We start from the raw sequence: 20,072 nt of genomic DNA, 5'->3' as shown, positions 1-20,072 counted from the left end.
AAATCTGTATAAGCCATATTATCAATTAATTTAATTACTTTTCATTTTTAATTTTTAATATAACAAAAAGCCTTACAATTAAGGCTTTTATAATTTTTTGCTACAAAGTTTTAATGTTTTTACTAGCAACAGCGCAGGTCATGACAGTATCACCCGTGAAAAAACAATCCTCACGAAATAAAGGAAAATCCTTCGTTTTAATATTGTTCCATTCATAAACTGAACCCACAATATCTCCCACAATTGCTCCTAGCATCAGATTCCTCCTTATGACATATCAGATTCATTACACATTTCCAATGGTTCACTCTTTAAAAATGGTGCCACCAAATCAATCCACTCTTGAGGCAGGTAAGCTGACAAATAGCCGTGATTATAGCCCTTTGCTTCATACAAAATCGTATTTGGATGTAGCTGCTGAAACAATCTAGCTGACTCTTTCACATAGTTCAATTCTTTTTCACCATAGATATACAGAACCTGCGCCTTGCTTGCAGAAATCGTGTCCTTGAGCTTATAGCGCTCCATATAGGTTTTGTAAATGGTCACCAATGTTTTGATAGGCGTCCTTGGCAAATCTTCCAAATAATAAGCTTTTATTTCCTCTGGATAAGCCAGTTTAGGATAGAGTTTGTTCATCATGCTTAACTGAAGTTTGCAAGAGAATTTATTGAACATCAGTTTACCAAATAGAGACACTAGAAAGATGCTGATTTTAGCTAACCTTGGTTGAGGAATACAAAGGCTTCCATCTATGATGGCCTTCTCAGCAATTTCACTGTCTAAAGACAAAAGCTCCATGGCAATTTGACCACCAAGTGAAACACCACCGATTGCAAACAATTCCCCACCACAGTTTGCTTTGATATAGTCTAGAATCTCCAAAGCAGAATCTTCTGTAGAAACATAATCAAGTTGATATTCCTCGCCGTGGCCATTCAAGGTGGGTAGAATGACACGATACTCCTCCGACAAGATCCGTGCTTGACGAAGATAATTCCACCAAGAACTACCACCACCATGTATCAGTAAAATAGGAGGCAAATTCTTATCACCAAATTCATGGAATTTCATGTTTAAACTCCTTACTGTAGAACTTTCACTAGATAAATACTTGTTAAATCAGTTTGAACAAGCAGTGATGCCTCATCAAATAGAAAAGTCTCTAACATTGATTATCTAGAATGACCACACGTTACTTTCAATAATGGATATCCTGATCTAAATTTTAGAATGTTGTTTCCTTACTAATTCTATTACTCGCCAATATAGTATAAATCAAATAACCAATAAAAATGATAATAAAAATAAGATTAATTTTTAACACAAAATAGAGATTTAACAAATTTGCGAACGCATGAAATAATATACAGTATCCCACAGATTTCGTTTGACGGTAAAGAAGCCCTAAAACAAAACTTAAAAATAATGTATATATAAAAAATAAAATAAAAGGAAATCCTTGATGACTTTCTCCAACTATAAACCATAAAGGCAGATGCCAAATTCCCCAGATTGAACCTACAATCAAATTAGATTGCCAATAAGTATATTTTTTATCAAGTAAAGGTTGTAGTATACCTCTCCATCCTAACTCTTCATGTCCGCCACCAAAAAAAATTAATTGAATAAAGAATAGTGGCATCAGATAAATGGATACTCCGTTTAATTCTAAGGAAGATACAGAGAATAGTATCAAAATTGCTAACAAATGAATAATGAAATAAATTCTACTATTTTCTTTCTTACTAAATACAAAATGTTTAAATTTTATATTATTCCTTTTCAAATAAAAGCCACTTGCAATAGCTGGTCCAAGTGCACCAACTATATGTAATATTCTTCCTATAAATGTCTCTAATCCCAAAATATAAGATTGTGTAAATATGGCAAGAAGCCCCCAAGCTATATAAGTAATTCCAAATGTAAAACAAAGATAATTTTTTAAATTCTTTTTGTCAATTTCTGTCATTTTATCGCCCTTATCTTGATTATTTTATGAATAATATTTTTACTGCTTCTTAGTTGCTCTCGATTATAACTACCTATATTCTATCACAAAAATACAAAAAAGCCTTACAATCAAGGCTTTTCATTATTCATTTCGTCAATACTTTAGTTTCGTAGATTCAGATTCGCATGATTAAAACTAGTCAATTTTCTCTATGATATTTCCAAGTTTATCCAATACAAGACATGAATGATCATTTAGTGGAATTATGGGAACATTAATGAGTTCTTCAGCTCTATCCTTATTTGCTTTATCATTCCATGAATCATAATGAACACTAATTAAAAACTGACTAAAGACTCCTAATCCATTTTTTATCTTTATCTGATGATCTGAATTATCATTAGGTGAGACATAGACTTTTTCTCCTAATAATAGGGCTCCTGCAGAAAACCCTATAACTTTTGCCCCTTTATTAAGCATATGATCGATATAATTTTTGAACTCCTGATTGACATAAGTAGCTATATATTTTTCCGTATTTCCTCCACCGATGATGATTAGATCAGCATCTAGATAACTATCAAGATCAATCTGCTCAGTGTCCAAGAGTAAGTAATCAGTGTTTAGATTAGGAAATTGACTTTGAAAAACTTCCGTGTACTTTTTCATATAGGGTTGCCAATTGTCTCGAAAAACTGTAAAAATAACAATTCTTTCAATCTTGCTTGATAATACAATTTTATCAACAATGCTATATTTCGTTATTGGGGGATTCCCACCCATCAAAAAAATTTGTTCTTTCAAGTTAACACACTTTCTAAAGATACATAAAGTTTAAACAAGTTTATTCACGTTTCTAAATTATAATTTCTTCGTAAAATGAATAATTCTATTTGCCTCCTGAAATCCAATATTGAGATGAAATCTTATAGAATCCGTATTCGTTAAAGTACAGTCACTTGCAAATTCCTTACATCCTTTATTTTTCGCCCATTCCTCACATTTTGTACAGAGATTTTTAGCAATATCCTTTAAACGATATTCCTCGTCGACAATAATCCCTTCTAAGAATCCAACAGGACTATATTTACAACCTTCAACATAATCAAATCTGAGTGAACATAGTGCTAGACCTACAATTGTGTCACCTTTAACTTCAGTAAAGATTGTAGTATTTTTGCCATTCGTATATCTTTTTACTTCATCAATAGCTTCTTTATCGGTCAATTGGGGCCATAATTGTTTCATTAGCTTAGCCGTTTTTATAGAATCTTTTGTTATTCCATCCATATTGATGTTCCTCCGCAAATTACAAGCAAATGTTTCGAATCATGCTGTTACTTTGTTACTCATTGATTGATACCAATACCATCCCCTTCTACTTTTCGACTGTCTCAGATCGGAAGAGCAGAGCCACGCACTCAGCGGCTCGCTGTTATCGTATCGTTTAGTCGTAAACTCCTTACTCTACGACGTCTATCCCATGGGCAGAACATCTGCTTCTACTTCGCTGATGCCTCAGCTCGTACAAGCAGTGATACCGCCTCAACATGATGCGTCTGTGGAAACAGATCCACCGGCTGGACTTTCCTCAACTCATATCTCAATTCTTGATAGAGTTTGATATCACGCGCCATGGTTGCGACATTACATGAAATATAAGCGATGCGGTCTGCTCCTGTTTGGGCGCTTGCTTTGATAAAGCTCTCGGTCAAGCCCTTGCGTGGTGGGTCCACTAGGATAACACTTGGTTGAATACCTTCCTTGAGCCAATTCTTCATGGCATTTTCAGCTGTGTCACAGACATAGTGAGCATTTGTAATATTGTTTAATGCAGCATTCTTCTTGCTATTCTCGACTGCTTCTGGAATCACTTCAACACCGTAGACTTCTTTGACATGCTTTGCAACGGATAATCCAATGGTTCCAATCCCTGAATAGGCATCGATCACCACATCATCTGCTTTTAACTCCGCAAAGTCAATGGCCGTTTGATAGAGTTTCTCCGCCATTTCAGTATTGACCTGGTAAAAGGCTGGGCCAGCGATTTGGAAGTCATTTCCCAACATCTGGTCGGTAATATAGTCTTGTCCATAAAGGGTGCGCCACTCCTTACCAAAAATCGCATTGGTATTCTGGTCGTTGATATTTTGCATGACAGAGACAATCTCTGGGAACTGCTTGATTAGTTGTTCAATCAATTGGTCAACACGAAAAACTTTCGGACGAGTGGTCACCAAAATAACCATGATTTGTCCTGAATAGTGCCCACGACGCACAACGAGGTTACGAATCAAGCCAGACTGTTCCTTCTCATCATAGGGTTTCAAATCATAACGACGGAGTAAGTCACGTAGGGCTACTACTACCTCATCAATCACCGGATCTTGGATAAAGAAATCTTTGAGTGGCATGAGATCATGCGAATTCTTACGGAAAAAGCCCGTTTCCAAGATACCATTCACTCGACGAACGGGCACCTGAGCCTTATTTCGGTACTTGACAGGATTTTCCATACCGAGCGTTTCAGCAACATCTACATCGGTAATACCAGCAATCTTATAGAGACTATCTTTGACTTGCTTGGTTTTAAACTTGAGCTGCTCTGGGTAGGCAAGATGCCCCAAGTCAGCAATTCCTGATCGTAGATAAGCTAGGTCAAGGTCTTGGTTACGATGTGAAGAGTAAGTAAGGTATTCTTCAACTTTTCCATAGCCAATCTTTTTATTGACCTTAAGGACACGCATGAGGATTTTCTCAGTTGGTAGAGCATTTTCTACAAAGAAAACCAAACCTTCTACCTTGGCAACACCAGCACCTTCATGGGTCAAATCAACAATTTCAACTTCTACAATATCATTTTTCTTTAACATACTCTTCACTTTCTATCGGCCGACAAAAAAGACGGCAACATTTCTGTTACCATCTATTATATCATGAAATGACCTAAGCACCAAAACTCTTGAAAAAGTTGACAATGGCTTGCCAAAGGGAGCTAAAAAAGTTGCCCCCCTCTTCTAGCGCTTTATTGGCATCAAAGTTGAGGTTGATATTTTTAAAACTATCTCCAGCTTGGGAAACGATACTTTCCTTGAGGTCATTTAGAGTTTTAGTAAAATCAGCATTGTTCAAAATGTCACTCTTTGAGAGGTTGAGGGCAAAATTGATGATGATATTGATCTGGTTTCCTGTTATAACCTGATCGAGTTTGTAGTTTTTTAGCGTATCTTCAACGATTTTGCGGACATCTTCTTCTGTCAGACTTCCTTTGGCTTCTTTTGCCTTTGCGATTCCTGCCTTGATATCTGTCATAGCCGCATTGAGCTTATTGGCATCGTAGCCTGACTTGTCCTTGTTTTCAGCATTGATATCGGACAAGGCTTTTAGTTCTTCTTGGGCTAGGTCTTTATTAGCTTGCGGTACTTTAGCACCATTGGCCTCTAACGAGTAGTAAATCCCAGCTAGGGCGCTCTCACCTGTAACTGGAATAGGAGCTGCAACTGTAATTTTGGCATGCTCCACTCCCAGCGTCACCGCTGCGTTACGGTACATATCCTGCGTCACCTTGGTGATATTTTCAGGCGTTTCAATCTTGACCTCTAGAGGCGACTTATCACCTAACTTTTGAATCTTAGCTGACGAATAGAGCTGTAGGCTAGCATCATTAGCTACATTCATAATTTTCGAATAGATATCAGGGGTCATTGTTTTGATATCTTTGGTGTCTTTTGATGCGTCATAGCCAAGTTTGCTAAGAGTTTGATTTTTTTGGTCTTCAGATAGAGAAGAACCTAGAACATATTCAGGTTGTACATAGGTTTCATCGATTACTTTTTGAACATCGGTTGCTGCGTGGACACTCGTCATAGCTGTTGCGGCCCACAAAACTGCAGCACTTGTTAGAAAGAATTTCTTTCTCATGGGATATTCCCTCCTTTACTTTTCTAGGGTAATAAAACAATCTTAAAGAAAACTTATAGCAAAAAACACCTGGTCTAGCCAGATGTTGAAAAGAAAGTGAAACATTTGATGATATAAAGGTTTAGTTGTACCTGTCTAGAATAGTAATAGTTTCCTCCATTTTCGTAGAGTTCGGCTCCATGAAAGATAGAAATAGGGGTGATATAGGTGTAGGTCTTCCCCGTGGTATTCCCAAGGATTGGAGCGACTGTTTCTCGGGAATAACGCTTGGCTAGAGCTAGTGTATTTTCCTTACCATTCTGAGCGATAAAGTCTATATAGGCAGGTCCAAAATTATAGGCTTGAACGGCGGTCCAGACATCTACTCCTTTGCTCTGTGCCAAATAGAGATTATCTGTTAGAGTCTGTATCCCTTGGCGAATACTAGAGGCATCGTCTTTGATGGTATTGGTAGCGCCACTAGCAGACTCACTAGACTGCATGACATCCCGCTCTTTTCCTTTCGTTTCGGTATAAATCATAGCGAGAACTAACTCTTCATTGGCTGGAGTATCTCTTTCACTGAGGATTTCCCGAACCATAGGTTGATAGGTCATGACTTGCTTTACATCCTGACGAATGTGATAGGCTTTGTATCCAGCAAAAAGGAGGACTGCTAGCACTAGCATTCTTCTTATAAATTTAAACATTATTTACTTTGAATATCCTCAATATTTTTGATTAAGATAGAATAGGTTCCATTGTCATTTTGGATAAACTCAACAGATTCTGCGTCTTGGTATACATTATTAGGAACGATGAGTTCAATTCCGTTTGACAAGGAAAGTTTTTGGTTTTCAAATTTCTTGAGCTGACGACTGGCATCAATTTCATCGAACTGGACTGGTTCTGGTACGGCTTCCTTGACTTGATCGATAAAGCTCAAACGAGCTGTCAGATTGTTGTCAAAAAGGTCGTTCGCCAATTTCTCAGGAGACAGTTCGTTGCTTTCTTCAAGATTGTTGAAAATCGCTGATTTGACCTTGGATTGGAATTGAAAATCATCTGTGTTAAAGGACTCCGCAATTCTCTGAGCCGTTTTTTCCAGTTCCTTGATGGATTTCTTTGGCGAAATCTTGGGAGCAACAGCTAGGAGATTTTCTGAAAAGTAGTTCAAAAAAGTCCCATTGTACTTGATTCGTTTCTCGATCAGGTGGTACTTGCGACTTTGAAGATTGACCACCAAGGCCTCATCAGCCCCCGTTCCAAATCCAGGCAGGTTATTCTGAGTCAGCTTGATTGGATTATCAACTTCTCCTCCAAGATGGGTCAAGGTTTCCCGCAGGGCAATTCGTAAGAAAGCGAAATGCTCTACACCTTCTTTAGAAAACTCAACAAAAACCAAGTCATTGGTCTTGAGATTTTCAGAAATGCTGAACTCCTCTTTCCAGAGATTAGCCAGTGTTACTGATGTCTCCAACAAATCATCTGTGATGTGATTGAAGAAGGGATTTTCTTCCTCGAAAATCCCAGTCTTTGCTTCATCTGAATACACACGTTCGATTTTTTTGCGCAAGTATTCTTCGATTTTTGGAGTGATATTGAGAAACTTATCCGCTAAGAACAGCTCGGTATCATCTGGGCTGAACTGATGGATAATAGCTTTCTTAATATAAATGTCCATAAAAGTATTAGTCCTCGTATAGTGGGAAAGCATCTGTCAATGCTTTGACTTCACTTCTCACATCTTCTAAGACAGCTTCATTTTCTGCATTCTTAAGGGTTTTAATGATGAGTTCAGCTACTTTACGGCTTTCTTCTTCACCAAATCCACGTGCAGTGATGGCTGCAGATCCTATACGAATTCCACTTGTCTTGAATGGTGACAAAGTTTCGTAAGGGATTGAGTTTTTATTTAGGGTAATATTGACTTCATCCAGCAAGTTTTGAGCAACTTTTCCGTTTTCAACAACCTTAGTCACATCTACTAGGAAAAGGTGGTTTTCAGTGCCACCTGAGATGATACGGAAATCAGGATCTTGCAAGAAGACAGCTGCCATAGCCTTGCTGTTTTTGATAACATTAGCAGCATATTCCTTGAAGGCAGGATCTAAGACTTCTTTGAAGGAAACGGCCTTAGCCGCCACAACATGCTCCAAAGGACCACCTTGGATACCAGGGAAAATAGCTGAATTGATTTTCTTAGCTAGGTCCTCGTCATTGGTCAAAATCAAACCACCACGTGGTCCACGAAGGGTTTTGTGGGTCGTTGTTGTTGTAATATGAGCGTATGGCACTGGACTCGGATGTAGACCAGCTGCAACCAAACCAGCGATATGAGCCATGTCCACCATGAGCTTAGCTCCAACAGCGTCTGCAATTTCACGGAATTTTGAAAAGTCGATAATTTGTGAATAGGCTGAAGCACCTGCTACGATTAGTTTTGGTTTTACTTCTTGGGCTTGTTTCAAGATAGCATCAAAGTCCAAGAGTTCCGTTTCAGGATCCACACTATATGACACAAAGTTGTAGGTTTGACCAGAGAAGCTTACAGGAGCCCCGTGGGTCAAGTGTCCACCTGCTGCCAAATCCATCCCCATAACGGTATCACCTGGCTCAATCAGGGCCATGTAAGCCGCACAGTTGGCTTGGCTTCCTGAGTGAGGTTGGACGTTGGCGAATTTAGCACCGAAAATTTCTTTTGCACGTTCAATGGCTAGAGTTTCTACCACATCTACCACATCAGTTCCACCATAGTAACGGCGGCCTGGGTAGCCTTCGGCATATTTATTCGTCAAGATAGACCCTTGAGCTGCCATAACAGCCTTGGAAACTACGTTTTCCGAAGCAATCAACTCAATGTTGTTTTGTTGGCGTTCTTCTTCTTTGGCAATAGCATTCCAGAGATCAGCATCGTATGCTTTAAAATCATCTTTGTCAAAAATCATAGGTCTTCTCCTTTATAATATGACAGGTCTTTTAGTTTAAGAAAATATACTAAAAGATGCGAATAAACCGTTTCTGCACTTTATCACAAGTATAACCAACTTTTTCATAAAATGCATGAGCTCCCAGACGATGATCAGCAGAGTTTAAGCGGATAAACTCATAGCCCCGTCTTTTGGCTTCTTGATCCAACCCTTGCAGTAAGCTTTTACCGATGCCTCGTCCTTGTGCTTGAGGTGAAACTGCTAAGCCTAAGATATTAAATCCTGCTTTGGAATAGAGGGATTCATAGACCTCAGCATGGACATATCCAAGCAAGATATGACTAGCTGCATCCTCATAGCCAAGTAGGAAATGATGAGAATCCTGAGATAATTTAGCTAGTTGACTAGCTGTGTCCTCTGGACTAAAAGAGTAGCCCAAAGCCTCTTTGTTAATCTCACATATAGCATTCACATCTGTTTCTTGCAAATTTCTTAGCATCTCATTCCTCCTCAAAAGAAATCTCTGGCAACCGAGCAAGAATATCTTCTCGTTTAATTGCGCCTTGGCGCAAGATTTTCACCTTGTCTCCAGACAAATCCAAAATAGTCGAATCCTGTCCAGTTAGAAAAGCGTCGTCCTCCAGACCCAGAACCTCTTGGTCAAAATCCTCTAGAATTTGAGCAAAGGTCACTCCACTTGCCTGACCTGAAATATTGGCAGACGGACCAATCAAAGGACCTGTCTCTCGAATCAAATCAAGTGTAATGGGGTGACTCGGCATCCGAAATCCCACCGTTGCAAGTCCAGAATTGACCCAATAGGGAACTCTGTCATTGGCTTCGAGAATAATGGTCAAGGGACCTGGTAAAAAGATCTCGACAAGTTTGGGTAGATAAGCTGGCTGATTCTTTGAAAAGTGCAAGATGTCCCCTAGAGAGGCGATATTGAGATTGAGCGCCTTATCTCTAGGACGACGTTTAAGTTGGTATACATGATCAACTGCTTTTTCGTCTAGAGCCTTGGCAAAAATACCGTAAACTGTCTCTGTAGGTAGAACGACAGCTCCACCATTTTCCAACTCTTGTTTAATCCTGTACATCATCAACCACAACCATCCTATCTTGATCAAATTGGTCCTTGAGTGTTCGTACTCGTTTTTCAGGAAGATATTTCATAAAAAACGCAGGAACGCTTTGGCCTTGCTTGTATCCAATTTCAAGGTAAATCTTACCACCATCTGTGAGATAGTCTTTTGCATCTTCCGCAATTCTGCGGTAAATAGCTAGACCATCCTCATCTGCAAAGAGAGCTAGATGAGGCTCCGAATGCAAAACATTCAAACCAACCTCTGACTCATCTTCACGAGAGATATAGGGTGGATTGGATACAATTATATCATATTTTTCAGAAATTTCTGCAAAACAATCAGATTTTTTAAAAAATATATTAAGATTTTGATTTTTAGCATTCTCTGATGCGAGCTCTAAGGCGTCTTGGGAAATATCTGCTGCTGTCACTGACCAATCTGGTCTGTTTTTTGCTAGTGCAAGGGCTATGGCACCACTTCCCGTACCGATGTCCAAAATCTTAAGATTTTCCTCAGGATTTTCTGTGAGGATGAGTTCCACCAACTCTTCTGTTTCTGGACGAGGAATCAAAACCCGCTCATCCACTTTTAGCTTCATTCCATAAAAATCTGCCTGTCCAATGATGTACTGGGCAGGTTTGTGAGCCGCTAACTGCTGGTAAATCTCTTCTACAAATTGTTTTTCTTCCTCTGATAGCTCTTGCTGAAGGGCAAAGACAAAGTCAGTAAAAGAGAGATTTTTTAGGCTACGATAGACAAAAGAGAGGCTTTCAACTTCCTCTCCTTGTGCTAGTAACTTATCCTCAAAATCTTTAATAATTTGAGCTAGTTTCATTATTTGTTCAATTCTTCTAATTTTTGCGTTTGGTCATAGAGCACCAAGGCATCCACAACTTCATCCAATTTACCTGACAAGATGGTATCTAGTTTTTGGAGGGTCAAGCCAATACGGTGGTCTGTGACACGGTTTTGTGGGAAATTGTAAGTACGGATACGTTCTGAACGGTCACCAGTACCGATAGTAGACTTACGCTCAGCGTCTTGTTCATCTTGAGCAATCTGAGCAAAATGGTCAGCAACACGCGCACGGATAATCTTCATAGCCTTCTCACGGTTTTTCTGCTGGGTACGTTCTTCCTGCATCTCAACCTTGATATTGGTTGGCAAGTGAACGATACGAACAGCAGTCGCAACCTTGTTGACGTTCTGTCCACCAGCACCTGATGCGTGGTAGATGTCAACACGAAGGTCTTTTGGATCAATATCGTATTCTACTTCTTCCACTTCAGGCATGACAAGGACTGTCGCAGTTGATGTATGGACACGGCCTTGGCTTTCTGTCACAGGGACACGTTGCACACGGTGGGCACCTGATTCGTACTTAAGTTTAGAATATACAGATTGACCTGAAACCATGGCAACCACTTCTTTGAAACCACCGACACCGTTCATAGAAGCTTCCATGACTTCAAAGCGCCAGCCTTGGGCTTCAGCATACTTTTGGTACATGGTTAGCAAATCTCCAGCGAAAAGCGCCGCTTCGTCACCACCCGCTGCTCCCCGAATTTCAAGGATAATATTCTTGTCGTCATTTGGATCCTTTGGAAGGAGCAAGATTTTTAGTTTTTCTTCGTATTCTTCTTTTTCTGCCTTAGCATCTTTGAGTTCCTGCTTGGCCATTTCTTCCAAGTCCGCATCTCCGCCTGATTCTTTAATCATCTCTTCGGCGTCAACGATATTTTGAAGGACTTGTTTGTACTCACGGTAGGCAGTTACCGTATCACGAGTAGAAGCCTCTTCTTTCGAAAGCTCCATGAAACGCTTGGTGTCTGAGACGACATCTGGGTCACTGAGCAATTCTCCTAATTCTTCATAACGGTCTTCTACAGCTTGTAGTTGATCATAGATGTTCATTTTTTCTCCTTAGTTCTCAAGTGTTAAATCATAAATTGCTACTACTTCGTTCTCAAATATTTCCCCAGTTTCTTTAAATCCATAACTGAGGTAACAAGATCTTGCATGTTCATTTTCTGGTTCATAAGACAACCAAAGTTTATTGCCTAAACCTGCTGGCGCTGTCCGAACATAGTCCAGCACTTTATCCATAATTGGTTTAAAATATCCTTTATTTTGAAAATTCTTATCAATCATAAAACGAAATAGTAAATAATTTTCACTACTAATTCCGATCTTTTTATCATAAGCTATCATCACAAAACCTATAATTGCATTATTATCATAAACTGCCAATGGAGCTACAAAATCTCCATTTTTAGTGTAGACATATGCTTCAGCTAAACTAATTGCATTGGTTGCAATGAATTGTTTTTGATATTCCTTGACATCCAAATTCAAAACATCAAAATAATTTTCCATTGTAACATCTCTTAGTTCAATTGTCATAGTTGTGCTCCTTGTTAGATGTTATCATTGGCGCAAAATAATGTTTACGGCAGACTGAGATATAGGTTTCATTGCCACCGATCTGAATTTGTTCGCCATCATAGACTGGCACACCATCTTGAGTTCGCAACACCATGGTCGCCTTTTTCTTACAGTACTGACAGATGGTCTTGATTTCTTCAATCTTGTCTGCTAAGAGCAAGAGGTATTTTGAACCTTCGAACAATTCATTTCGAAAGTCATTTTTCAAACCAAAAGCCATGACAGGTATGTCTAGCTCATCAACAACACGAGCTAGATCGTAAACATGGTGACGCTTGAGAAACTGGGCCTCATCGACCAACACACAGTAAGGTTTTTCAGGTAAGTCTCGGATATAACCAAAGATATCCGTCGTTTCCTCAATCGCAATGGCTGGGCGTTTCATACCGATTCGACTCGACACATAGCCAACACTGTCACGCGTATCCAGAGCCGAAGTCATAATCACAACTCCCTTTCCTTGCTCCTCGTAGTTATAGGCCACCTTGAGAATCTCAATCGTCTTACCAGAGTTCATGGTCCCATAACGATAATACAACTGTGCCATGCTTCTAATTCACGTCCATTCTAAATTTTTGCTACATTCTAGTATATCATAATTTTCTGAAGCTTTAAACGGCAAAATGTGGTAAAATAGAAGAAATCAAAAACTACTGGAGGAAGCTATTATGCCATTTGTACGCATCGATTTATTTGAAGGACGCACGCTCGAGCAAAAGAAAGCTCTTGCTAAGGAAGTAACGGAAGCTGTTGTTCGTAATACTGGAGCCCCTCAATCAGCCGTTCATGTCATTATCAACGACATGCCTGAAGGAACTTACTTCCCTCAAGGAGAAATGCGCACCAAATAAACTAGCTTAAGCAGAATTGCTTAGGCTTTTTCAATCTCCAGGTAGCATCCATTGAAGAAATAGTTTAAATTTGTTACAATTTGAAGAGATGCTTGGATACCATATCCTAAGAAAAGAAATACAAAAGGAATTAGTATGATTACATGTGAATTTGATACCATCGCTGCTATCTCTACTCCACTAGGTGAAGGGGCTATTGGTATTGTCCGTTTGAGCGGAACTGACAGTTTTGCCATTGCGCAAAAGATTTTCAAAGGCAAAGACTTAAGCAAGGTTGCTAGCCACACTCTTAACTACGGTCACATTGTTGATCCTCAAACTGGTGAGGTCATGGACGAGGTTATGGTTGGGGCTATGAAGTCTCCAAAGACCTTCACTCGTGAGGATATTATCGAGATTAACACCCACGGTGGGATTGCGGTGACTAATGAGATTCTCCAACTAGCTATCCGTGAAGGAGCTCGTTTGGCAGAACCTGGAGAATTTACCAAGCGTGCCTTCCTCAATGGTCGTGTGGACTTGACACAGGCTGAGGCGGTGATGGACATCATCCGTGCCAAGACAGATAAGGCCATGAACATTGCTGTTAAGCAATTAGACGGTTCCCTTTCTGATCTTATCAATAATACTCGCCAAGAAATCCTCAATACGCTTGCCCAAGTAGAGGTCAATATCGACTATCCTGAGTATGATGATGTTGAGGAAGCTACTACTGCTGTTGTCCGCGAGAAGACTATGGAGTTTGAACAATTGCTAACCAATCTCCTTAGAACAGCTCGTCGTGGTAAAATCCTTCGTGAGGGAATTTCAACTGCCATTATCGGCCGTCCCAACGTTGGGAAATCGAGCCTCCTAAACAATCTCCTACGTGAAGACAAGGCTATCGTTACAGACATTGCTGGTACTACTCGAGATGTCATCGAAGAATACGTCAATATCAATGGTGTTCCTCTCAAATTGATTGATACAGCCGGTATCCGGGATACAGATGATATCGTGGAACAAATCGGGGTTGAACGCTCCAAGAAAGCCCTCAAGGAAGCTGACTTGGTACTTCTTGTCTTAAACGCTAGCGAACCACTAACCGCCCAAGATCGCCAACTCTTAGAAATCAGCCAAGATACTAATCGCATTATTCTGCTTAACAAAACTGATCTTCCTGAAGCAATTGAAACTTCAGAACTCCCTGAAGATGTCATCCGTATTTCAGTTCTTAAAAATCAAAACATTGATAAGATTGAGGATAGAATCAACAACCTCTTCTTTGAAAATGCTGGTTTGGTCGAGCAAGATGCTACTTACTTGTCTAACGCTCGTCATATTTCCTTGATTGAAAAGGCCGTTGAAAGCTTACAAGCTGTTAATGAAGGGCTGGAACTGGGGATGCCAGTTGATTTGCTTCAAGTTGACTTGACCCGTACTTGGGAAATCCTCGGAGAAATCACAGGTGATGCAGCTCCTGATGAACTCATCACCCAACTCTTTAGCCAATTCTGTTTAGGAAAATAAGAAAAATCCATGATCGTTCATTCGGTCATGGATTTTATTGTCTTTATTAGTAATCTGGACGTAAGACACCAGTCACAGTTGCTTTAGTCGCTTCGTAGTCGCCATCTACAACTACCTTGATAATACGTTTTGCGTCTTCTTCTGGCGCTGGGACTAATGGCAAACGAGTTGGTCCAGCATCAAATCCCATGTAGTTAAGTACTGCTTTAACAGGAGCAGGACTTGGATAAGAGAAGAGGGCGTTGACCTTAGGAATGAATTTACGCTGAATAGCTGCAGCCTTCTTCATATCGCTTTCTGCAATGGCAGTAAACATCTCGTGCATCTCATCCCCATTTGTATGAGAGGCAACAGAAATAACCCCATCTGCACCAAGGTTCATGGCATGGAAAGCATCCCCATCTTCACCTGTATAAATCAAAAATTCTTCTGGCTTGTGCTCAATCAAGTAAGCCATATTGGCCAAGCTGGTACATTCTTTGACACCGATGATATTTGGATGATCAGCTAAACGAAGCAAGGTTTCTGGAGTTAATTCCACTACTACACGGCCTGGAATGTTATAGATGATAATAGGTAAGTCAGAAGCGTCTGCAATAGCCTTAAAGTGCTGGTACATTCCTTCTTGAGAAGGTTTATTGTAGTAAGGCACAATAGCAAGTCCAGCTGCGAAACCACCAAATTCTGCTACTTCTTTGACAAACTCAATTGAGTCACGTGTGTCATTGGTACCTACACCCGCAATCAAAGGAACACGTCCATTGACAACCTTTTGAACAGCCGCAAAGAGTTCCAACTCTTCATCGTGGGTCAGAGTCGGACTCTCAGCAGTCGTCCCTGCAAGAAGAATGCCATCTGTATGATGCGCCAACAGATGCTCAATCAAGGCTGGAATAGCATCAAAGTTGATGGAACCATCCTCATGGAAAGGGGTAATGAAGGCCGTGATGATTTTACACTCTTTTAAATCTTGGTAAGACATGTGAAACACCTCTCTATTTCAAAGAAGGAGTTCATTCGAACTCCTAAACCATTATTTCAATTCAAATTTCAGCTCAGCTGTTGGACGGACCAAACCACGCTCATGAAGCGTTTCTGCGATCTGTACAGAGTTCCAAGCAGCACCTTTAAGAAGGTTATCTGAAACAACCCACATGTGAATTCCTTTTTCAGCATCCAAGTCTTTACGGATACGACCAACAAAGGTATCACGTGAACCAACAGCATTGATGGCTTGTGGGTAGACTTGGTTAGCCACATCATCCTCCAGAACTGCACCTGGAAAGGCTGCGATAGCTGCTTTCACTTCTTCGATTGGAGCCACTTCTTTTGTTTCGATGTAAACAGACTCAGAGTGAGCAGACAAGACTGGAATACGTACACATGTTGCAGAAACTGCGATGCTATCATCTTCCATGATTTTCTTAGTTTCCTTGGTCATCTTCATCTCTTCGTAAGTGTAATCATTGTCAGTGAAGACATCGATTTGTGGAAGAGCGTTAAAGGCGATAGGATAGTGTTTCTTATCTCCGCCTGAAGGCAAGATTTCCGCATGCAAATCACGTGGGTTCACACCATCATTCAAGACTTCACGAAGTTCACGTTGTGTTTCAAGAATCGCTCCCATACCAGCACCTGAAACGGCTTGATAAGTTGAAACGATGATACGGTCCAAACCCCATTTTTGACGAACAGGCTCAAGAGCCACCATCATTTGGATTGTTGAACAGTTAGGGCAAGCAATAATCCCGTTGTGGGCATCAAGTGCGTGAGCATTGACTTCTGGAACAACCAATGGTACATCTGGATTTTGACGGAAATAAGATGTGTTATCTACTACTACCGCTCCAGCTTGAACTGCGTATGGTGCATACTTAGCTGATGTCGAACCACCTGCTGAGAAGAGTGCAATATCAACACCCTCAAAAGCGGTCTCAGTCGTTTCTTCAATCGTAATATCTTGGTCTTTAAATTTCAAAGTCTTGCCTGCTGAACGTGCAGAAGCAAGGTAACGAATTTTATCGATTGGAAGTGTTGATTCTTCCAACATTTTTATCATCTGAGCTCCGACAGCACCTGTCGCGCCGACTACAGCAACTGTATATCCCATAAATAACCTCTTTCGGAATTTTCTAAAAATTTCTATAATAGATGTATTATACTACTTTTTCAAGAAATTGAAAAGCATTTTTAGACTATATTTTCTGAAAACTAAAAATCCCTAGTCATTGACTAGGGACTAAGAGGCATCTTCATGTGATGAGCAGGTTCACACAACTCATCAAGGTCCGCTCCTGCGTTATGACCTCCTTATGCTCAATAGCAGTCCGAAGACTACCTATCGACTCATCGCAGGTTTTATTCTACTATGCTTTGCTGACTTTGTCAAGGCTAATGCGGGGGAAATATAAAAAACTCTCGAATATCAAGAGTTTTCCTGTCTATCTAATGCTAATTGCCGGGATTGAACCGGCGACCTCATCCTTACCATGGATGCGCTCTGCCAACTGAGCTAAATCAGCTTACCTAAAAAGTATACTATAGTTCCTAGTTCTTGTCAAGCGCTCTCTTTTAATTTTATGGAATGAAAAAAGCTAGATTCTTGCTAAATCTAGCTTATAAACTTCTTATTTTGTTAGATCAATTCGGCGTCCTAATTTTCCGATTAAGATTGCACCAACGATAAGTGATGCAAACTCTCCAATTCCAGTAGAAAACCATGTCAAGAAGAATGGAGCTTCTGCGACAATATAGAGTTCCGCTGCAATGGTAATCATTGAAATGGAGAACAGGATTGAAAAGAAGAAATGATCTTTTCGAATCAAACCATTGAACAGATAGTCTTTCTTGTACTTGCTAAATAGCCATACACCTAGACTAAGGAAAACTAGGGTAGATCCCCCGCCGACAAAGACATCTATTAGACCAAAGCTAAAGAAATTAGCAATCATACAACCAATCGTCACACCGATGATGTATTTAGGGTTGTAGAAGGCCAAGAAATTCATCATCTCAGAAATACGGAACTGGTAAGCGCCGTAGCTAATGGCATTCAACGGTGGGGTAATGGTCAAAACCACATAGATAGCAGCAACGATAGCAATATCTGCCATATCACGAACAGTTAATTTTTTCATGTTTTCTCCTTTGGCGGTTTCCCGCGTAAAATATGCTTGGTGAAAGAAGTTAAGCACCAAGGGTTGAGATTATCAACCTTACTAGTATAGCACAATATAGGACTTTATGCTATACTAAAACCATGAAAAGAATAATAAAGGCATTCTTCGATAACGAAATCCTCTCCTACCTATTTTTCGGTGCTGCTACTACTCTGGTTTCTATCTTATCGCGTTTGGTTATTTACCACATCAGCCACCAGGAAATCCTGGCAACCGTACTCGCAAATCTTATCGGGATTCTCTTTGCCTTTTTTACAAATGATACAATCGTCTTTAAACAAGAGAGAAGAAATTGGCCAACTCGCCTGGCTAAGTTTTTCTTAGCTCGTCTCTTTACTTTGGGTCTCGATGTCCTTTTAACTTATATCTTTGTTACATCTTTTCCCGGTATTATCGGGCAATTTGTCAACGATCAACTAGATCAGGTTAATGCCATCGAAACGCTAATTGCGCAGGTTTTGATTATCATTCTTAACTATATTTTTAGTAAAGTATACGTTTTTTATAAATGAAATAGGTATCAGTAAGTATTAAGGTTGTAATATTTAGGTATTTCAGGTACAATTAAGATTAGTTTTTGAAAGGAAATTATGAAAATGTTAAAAGATCTTAAAGAATTTTTGCTTCGTGGCAATGTCGTTGATCTCGCTGTCGGTGTGATCATCGCCTCTGCTTTTGGTGCTATTGTTACTTCACTTGTAAATGATATCATCACTCCACTTATCTTGAACCCAGCTTTGAAAGCGGCGAACGTTGAACGCATCGCTGAACTTTCATGGAATGGCGTTGGTTACGGTAGCTTCTTGAGTGCTGTTATCAACTTCTTAGTGATTGGTACTGTTCTTTTCTTCGTTATCAAAGCTGTTGAAAAAGCGCAAAACCTTACTAAGAAAGAAGAGCCAGCTGAAGATACACCTACTGCTCCAACTGAACTAGAAGTTCTTCAAGAAATCAAAGCCCTTCTTGAGAAAAAATAAGACAAAAAAGGATCTAGCTTCATGCTAAATCCTTTTTTCTTTAGTCTTTCGGCAACTTACCTGCCTTTTCTAGCATTTTTTTAATTAAGTAAGGCATCTTCACATTTTCACGGCCTTTTTTCTCAATGAGTTTTTTCACAAATTCTGGCATTTGGAGATCATCTGTTTCCTCCATAATATCCTTAGTGGTTGCTGAAGGAGCTAACTCATCGAAGGTTTCTTCTTCTGGGAGAAAAGCTTTAAATTCTTTGTGTTCGTTGGCTCTTACAGTAGCAACTAAAGCGTCAATTAAACGGCTATCCGTATTGGGCATAGGTGGACGATGGTAGGTGACACCTATTTCTTGACACAAATCATAACATTCCACATCATTATCAAACAAAACTTCGATGTGCTCACTGATAAAACTTATCGGGACAAAAATATAATGCTCTGGATGTTGCTTTTGTTCTCGTAGATATTCTAAGACATCTGGCTTGATCCAAGGGATTCCAATATCGCTTTCACTCTGCCAAGTATTGGTATACTGGTCGGCTTTTAGGCCGAGTTGTTCAGCGATTAACTTGCTATTATCGAAAATCTGGTCGATATAAGGATCTCCATAATCCAAGGCAAAAATGGGAACACTGTGTGCCGAAAAGATTACCTTGAAAGCTTCTTCTCCCACCTGGTCTTGTAAAATTTTGCTAATCTCGTCAGTCCAGAAGTCCAGCAAAGGCTGTTGTTGATACCAATCCTTAATGACTAAAAACCGGATCTGCTGGCTTTCCAAAAACTTTTCATACCCCATGACTGAGTAAAAGGAATAATGAGGTTCCAAAATCAAACAGATACATTCTTCAACACCATCAGTTTCCATCCGCTTGATCACGTCTGGAATAAAGGGACGAGAAAATTTGTTGGCAAAGTAGATACCGTACTCCTCCCCTAAACGTTCTTTGAGTAAATTGACCTCCTCACGTGTAATCCGCTGCAAAGGCGTCCCACCGATACGAACATAGTTGTCATAGAGAGTCTGGATTTCGTGGTCTTGGGGTCTAACTCCACGACGAATGTTTGTAAAAAATTCTGCTACTCCTTCAAAACTAATCTCCTCTGGAGATCCAAAGGTCATCATCAATATTGCTTTTTTCATATTATCATCCTTATGATATTATTTTCTCTATCCATTCTATCATGAAATATATCATAAATAAACGCTTTCATTCATTTTATTTTTATTTACTTCTCTTTGTCTTT

At 39.8% G+C, this 20,072-nt stretch carries 23 protein-coding genes, 1 tRNA gene, 1 pseudogene and 1 riboswitch; of the genes and pseudogenes, 4 read left to right on the top strand and 21 right to left on the bottom strand.

What is annotated here, in order from left to right:
* Nucleotides 1–124 precede the first annotated feature (124 nt).
* From ACXYSL_RS00350 to ACXYSL_RS00275, 16 genes and pseudogenes are all read right to left on the bottom strand, one after another.
* Nucleotides 125–256, bottom strand: a pseudogene (locus tag ACXYSL_RS00350) (ADP-ribosylglycohydrolase family protein); the annotation flags it as partial.
* An 11-nt stretch (nucleotides 257–267) separates the two neighbouring features.
* The gene (locus ACXYSL_RS00345; RefSeq protein WP_458623637.1) at nucleotides 268–1,074 is read right to left on the bottom strand and encodes an alpha/beta fold hydrolase; all 807 of its coding nucleotides are present in this window, start codon (nucleotides 1,072–1,074) and stop codon (nucleotides 268–270) included.
* A 154-nt stretch (nucleotides 1,075–1,228) separates the two neighbouring features.
* A complete protein-coding gene (locus ACXYSL_RS00340; protein ID WP_458623636.1) occupies nucleotides 1,229–1,972 on the bottom strand; it encodes a lysostaphin resistance A-like protein in 744 nt (247 codons plus the stop codon).
* A 177-nt stretch (nucleotides 1,973–2,149) separates the two neighbouring features.
* On the bottom strand, nucleotides 2,150–2,758 hold the full coding sequence (locus tag ACXYSL_RS00335) for a Type 1 glutamine amidotransferase-like domain-containing protein (RefSeq protein ID WP_458623635.1): 609 nt from the start codon (nucleotides 2,756–2,758) through the stop codon (nucleotides 2,150–2,152).
* A gap of 57 nt (nucleotides 2,759–2,815) precedes the next feature.
* Entirely contained in the window at nucleotides 2,816–3,244 is a 429-nt protein-coding gene (gene aac(6'), locus ACXYSL_RS00330; protein WP_458623634.1) for an aminoglycoside 6'-N-acetyltransferase, read from the bottom strand.
* A 212-nt stretch (nucleotides 3,245–3,456) separates the two neighbouring features.
* The gene (gene rlmD, locus ACXYSL_RS00325; RefSeq protein WP_458623633.1) at nucleotides 3,457–4,827 is read right to left on the bottom strand and encodes a 23S rRNA (uracil(1939)-C(5))-methyltransferase RlmD; all 1,371 of its coding nucleotides are present in this window, start codon (nucleotides 4,825–4,827) and stop codon (nucleotides 3,457–3,459) included.
* 73 nt (nucleotides 4,828–4,900) lie between these two features.
* Nucleotides 4,901–5,875, bottom strand: coding sequence for a DUF1002 domain-containing protein (locus ACXYSL_RS00320; protein WP_458623632.1), 975 nt, complete (start codon nucleotides 5,873–5,875; stop codon nucleotides 4,901–4,903).
* 74 nt (nucleotides 5,876–5,949) lie between these two features.
* Complete coding sequence (locus tag ACXYSL_RS00315; protein ID WP_458623631.1) at nucleotides 5,950–6,564, bottom strand: lysozyme family protein; 615 nt, start codon at nucleotides 6,562–6,564, stop codon at nucleotides 5,950–5,952.
* Complete coding sequence (locus tag ACXYSL_RS00310) at nucleotides 6,564–7,538, bottom strand: nucleoid-associated protein (protein ID WP_176553060.1); 975 nt, start codon at nucleotides 7,536–7,538, stop codon at nucleotides 6,564–6,566. Before ACXYSL_RS00310 ends, ACXYSL_RS00315 begins: the two co-directional genes overlap by 1 nt.
* A 7-nt stretch (nucleotides 7,539–7,545) precedes the next feature.
* The gene (gene glyA, locus ACXYSL_RS00305; protein ID WP_458623630.1) at nucleotides 7,546–8,802 is read right to left on the bottom strand and encodes a serine hydroxymethyltransferase; all 1,257 of its coding nucleotides are present in this window, start codon (nucleotides 8,800–8,802) and stop codon (nucleotides 7,546–7,548) included.
* A gap of 49 nt (nucleotides 8,803–8,851) precedes the next feature.
* Nucleotides 8,852–9,283: a GNAT family N-acetyltransferase gene (locus ACXYSL_RS00300; RefSeq protein WP_458623629.1), complete on the bottom strand. Its 432-nt coding sequence runs from the start codon at nucleotides 9,281–9,283 to the stop codon at nucleotides 8,852–8,854.
* A 1-nt stretch (nucleotide 9,284) separates the two neighbouring features.
* Entirely contained in the window at nucleotides 9,285–9,887 is a 603-nt protein-coding gene (locus ACXYSL_RS00295; protein ID WP_458623628.1) for an L-threonylcarbamoyladenylate synthase, read from the bottom strand.
* Nucleotides 9,871–10,707, bottom strand: coding sequence for a peptide chain release factor N(5)-glutamine methyltransferase (gene prmC / locus ACXYSL_RS00290; RefSeq protein ID WP_458623627.1), 837 nt, complete (start codon nucleotides 10,705–10,707; stop codon nucleotides 9,871–9,873). Before prmC ends, ACXYSL_RS00295 begins: the two co-directional genes overlap by 17 nt.
* A complete protein-coding gene (gene prfA, locus ACXYSL_RS00285) occupies nucleotides 10,707–11,786 on the bottom strand; it encodes a peptide chain release factor 1 (RefSeq protein WP_001028815.1) in 1,080 nt (359 codons plus the stop codon). The genes prmC and prfA overlap by 1 nt, the downstream gene beginning before the upstream one ends.
* A 9-nt stretch (nucleotides 11,787–11,795) precedes the next feature.
* A complete protein-coding gene (locus ACXYSL_RS00280) occupies nucleotides 11,796–12,275 on the bottom strand; it encodes a GNAT family N-acetyltransferase (RefSeq protein ID WP_458623626.1) in 480 nt (159 codons plus the stop codon).
* The gene (locus tag ACXYSL_RS00275) at nucleotides 12,265–12,864 is read right to left on the bottom strand and encodes a thymidine kinase (RefSeq protein ID WP_458623625.1); all 600 of its coding nucleotides are present in this window, start codon (nucleotides 12,862–12,864) and stop codon (nucleotides 12,265–12,267) included. The genes ACXYSL_RS00280 and ACXYSL_RS00275 overlap by 11 nt, the downstream gene beginning before the upstream one ends.
* A gap of 121 nt (nucleotides 12,865–12,985) precedes the next feature.
* On the opposite strand from ACXYSL_RS00275, the gene ACXYSL_RS00270 reads away from it, so the two are divergent.
* Entirely contained in the window at nucleotides 12,986–13,168 is a 183-nt protein-coding gene (locus tag ACXYSL_RS00270) for a 4-oxalocrotonate tautomerase (protein ID WP_001117401.1), read from the top strand.
* A 135-nt stretch (nucleotides 13,169–13,303) separates the two neighbouring features.
* The gene (mnmE, locus tag ACXYSL_RS00265; protein ID WP_458623624.1) at nucleotides 13,304–14,677 is read left to right on the top strand and encodes a tRNA uridine-5-carboxymethylaminomethyl(34) synthesis GTPase MnmE; all 1,374 of its coding nucleotides are present in this window, start codon (nucleotides 13,304–13,306) and stop codon (nucleotides 14,675–14,677) included.
* 46 nt (nucleotides 14,678–14,723) lie between these two features.
* On the opposite strand, the gene dapA is transcribed toward mnmE, so the two are convergent.
* From dapA to ACXYSL_RS00245, 4 genes are all read right to left on the bottom strand, one after another.
* Nucleotides 14,724–15,659, bottom strand: coding sequence for a 4-hydroxy-tetrahydrodipicolinate synthase (dapA, locus tag ACXYSL_RS00260; protein ID WP_458623623.1), 936 nt, complete (start codon nucleotides 15,657–15,659; stop codon nucleotides 14,724–14,726).
* 51 nt (nucleotides 15,660–15,710) lie between these two features.
* The gene (locus ACXYSL_RS00255; RefSeq protein ID WP_061598421.1) at nucleotides 15,711–16,787 is read right to left on the bottom strand and encodes an aspartate-semialdehyde dehydrogenase; all 1,077 of its coding nucleotides are present in this window, start codon (nucleotides 16,785–16,787) and stop codon (nucleotides 15,711–15,713) included.
* Nucleotides 16,788–17,126: 339 nt separating this feature from the next.
* A tRNA-Thr gene (locus ACXYSL_RS00250) sits at nucleotides 17,127–17,199 on the bottom strand.
* Nucleotides 17,200–17,304: 105 nt separating this feature from the next.
* Nucleotides 17,305–17,814 (bottom strand): QueT transporter family protein, encoded by a 510-nt coding sequence (locus tag ACXYSL_RS00245; RefSeq protein ID WP_195215651.1) that lies wholly within the window; start codon nucleotides 17,812–17,814, stop codon nucleotides 17,305–17,307.
* Nucleotides 17,812–17,908, bottom strand: a riboswitch (PreQ1 riboswitch). (Overlaps the previous gene by 3 nt.)
* A 28-nt stretch (nucleotides 17,909–17,936) precedes the next feature.
* Between ACXYSL_RS00245 and ACXYSL_RS00240 the strand changes: the two genes are divergently transcribed.
* Together ACXYSL_RS00240 and mscL are read left to right on the top strand one after the other, a co-directional pair.
* A complete protein-coding gene (locus tag ACXYSL_RS00240) occupies nucleotides 17,937–18,368 on the top strand; it encodes a GtrA family protein (RefSeq protein WP_458623622.1) in 432 nt (143 codons plus the stop codon).
* Nucleotides 18,369–18,452: 84 nt separating this feature from the next.
* On the top strand, nucleotides 18,453–18,833 hold the full coding sequence (mscL, locus tag ACXYSL_RS00235) for a large conductance mechanosensitive channel protein MscL (RefSeq protein ID WP_458623621.1): 381 nt from the start codon (nucleotides 18,453–18,455) through the stop codon (nucleotides 18,831–18,833).
* A gap of 40 nt (nucleotides 18,834–18,873) precedes the next feature.
* On the opposite strand, the gene hemH is transcribed toward mscL, so the two are convergent.
* On the bottom strand, nucleotides 18,874–19,968 hold the full coding sequence (gene hemH, locus ACXYSL_RS00230; protein WP_458623620.1) for a ferrochelatase: 1,095 nt from the start codon (nucleotides 19,966–19,968) through the stop codon (nucleotides 18,874–18,876).
* Nucleotides 19,969–20,072 lie beyond the last annotated feature (104 nt).

The sequence above is a fragment of the Streptococcus sp. V913 genome, from assembly GCF_054353455.1.
This window is presented reverse-complemented; position numbering and strand designations above follow the sequence as displayed.

Coding starts and splice junctions, on each gene's coding strand:
- ACXYSL_RS00270 (WP_001117401.1), top strand. CDS start 12,986: ATGCCATTTGTACGCATCGATTTATTTGAAGGACGCACGCTCGAGCAA.
- ACXYSL_RS00345 (WP_458623637.1), bottom strand. CDS start 1,074: ATGAAATTCCATGAATTTGGTGATAAGAATTTGCCTCCTATTTTACTG.
- ACXYSL_RS00280 (WP_458623626.1), bottom strand. CDS start 12,275: ATGACAATTGAACTAAGAGATGTTACAATGGAAAATTATTTTGATGTT.
- glyA (WP_458623630.1), bottom strand. CDS start 8,802: ATGATTTTTGACAAAGATGATTTTAAAGCATACGATGCTGATCTCTGG.
- hemH (WP_458623620.1), bottom strand. CDS start 19,968: ATGAAAAAAGCAATATTGATGATGACCTTTGGATCTCCAGAGGAGATT.
- ACXYSL_RS00300 (WP_458623629.1), bottom strand. CDS start 9,283: ATGCTAAGAAATTTGCAAGAAACAGATGTGAATGCTATATGTGAGATT.
- ACXYSL_RS00315 (WP_458623631.1), bottom strand. CDS start 6,564: ATGTTTAAATTTATAAGAAGAATGCTAGTGCTAGCAGTCCTCCTTTTT.
- ACXYSL_RS00245 (WP_195215651.1), bottom strand. CDS start 17,814: ATGAAAAAATTAACTGTTCGTGATATGGCAGATATTGCTATCGTTGCT.
- ACXYSL_RS00310 (WP_176553060.1), bottom strand. CDS start 7,538: ATGGACATTTATATTAAGAAAGCTATTATCCATCAGTTCAGCCCAGAT.
- ACXYSL_RS00295 (WP_458623628.1), bottom strand. CDS start 9,887: ATGATGTACAGGATTAAACAAGAGTTGGAAAATGGTGGAGCTGTCGTT.
- ACXYSL_RS00255 (WP_061598421.1), bottom strand. CDS start 16,787: ATGGGATATACAGTTGCTGTAGTCGGCGCGACAGGTGCTGTCGGAGCT.
- mnmE (WP_458623624.1), top strand. CDS start 13,304: ATGATTACATGTGAATTTGATACCATCGCTGCTATCTCTACTCCACTA.
- prmC (WP_458623627.1), bottom strand. CDS start 10,707: ATGAAACTAGCTCAAATTATTAAAGATTTTGAGGATAAGTTACTAGCA.
- rlmD (WP_458623633.1), bottom strand. CDS start 4,827: ATGTTAAAGAAAAATGATATTGTAGAAGTTGAAATTGTTGATTTGACC.
- ACXYSL_RS00275 (WP_458623625.1), bottom strand. CDS start 12,864: ATGGCACAGTTGTATTATCGTTATGGGACCATGAACTCTGGTAAGACG.
- ACXYSL_RS00340 (WP_458623636.1), bottom strand. CDS start 1,972: ATGACAGAAATTGACAAAAAGAATTTAAAAAATTATCTTTGTTTTACA.
- ACXYSL_RS00320 (WP_458623632.1), bottom strand. CDS start 5,875: ATGAGAAAGAAATTCTTTCTAACAAGTGCTGCAGTTTTGTGGGCCGCA.
- prfA (WP_001028815.1), bottom strand. CDS start 11,786: ATGAACATCTATGATCAACTACAAGCTGTAGAAGACCGTTATGAAGAA.
- mscL (WP_458623621.1), top strand. CDS start 18,453: ATGTTAAAAGATCTTAAAGAATTTTTGCTTCGTGGCAATGTCGTTGAT.
- dapA (WP_458623623.1), bottom strand. CDS start 15,659: ATGTCTTACCAAGATTTAAAAGAGTGTAAAATCATCACGGCCTTCATT.
- ACXYSL_RS00240 (WP_458623622.1), top strand. CDS start 17,937: ATGAAAAGAATAATAAAGGCATTCTTCGATAACGAAATCCTCTCCTAC.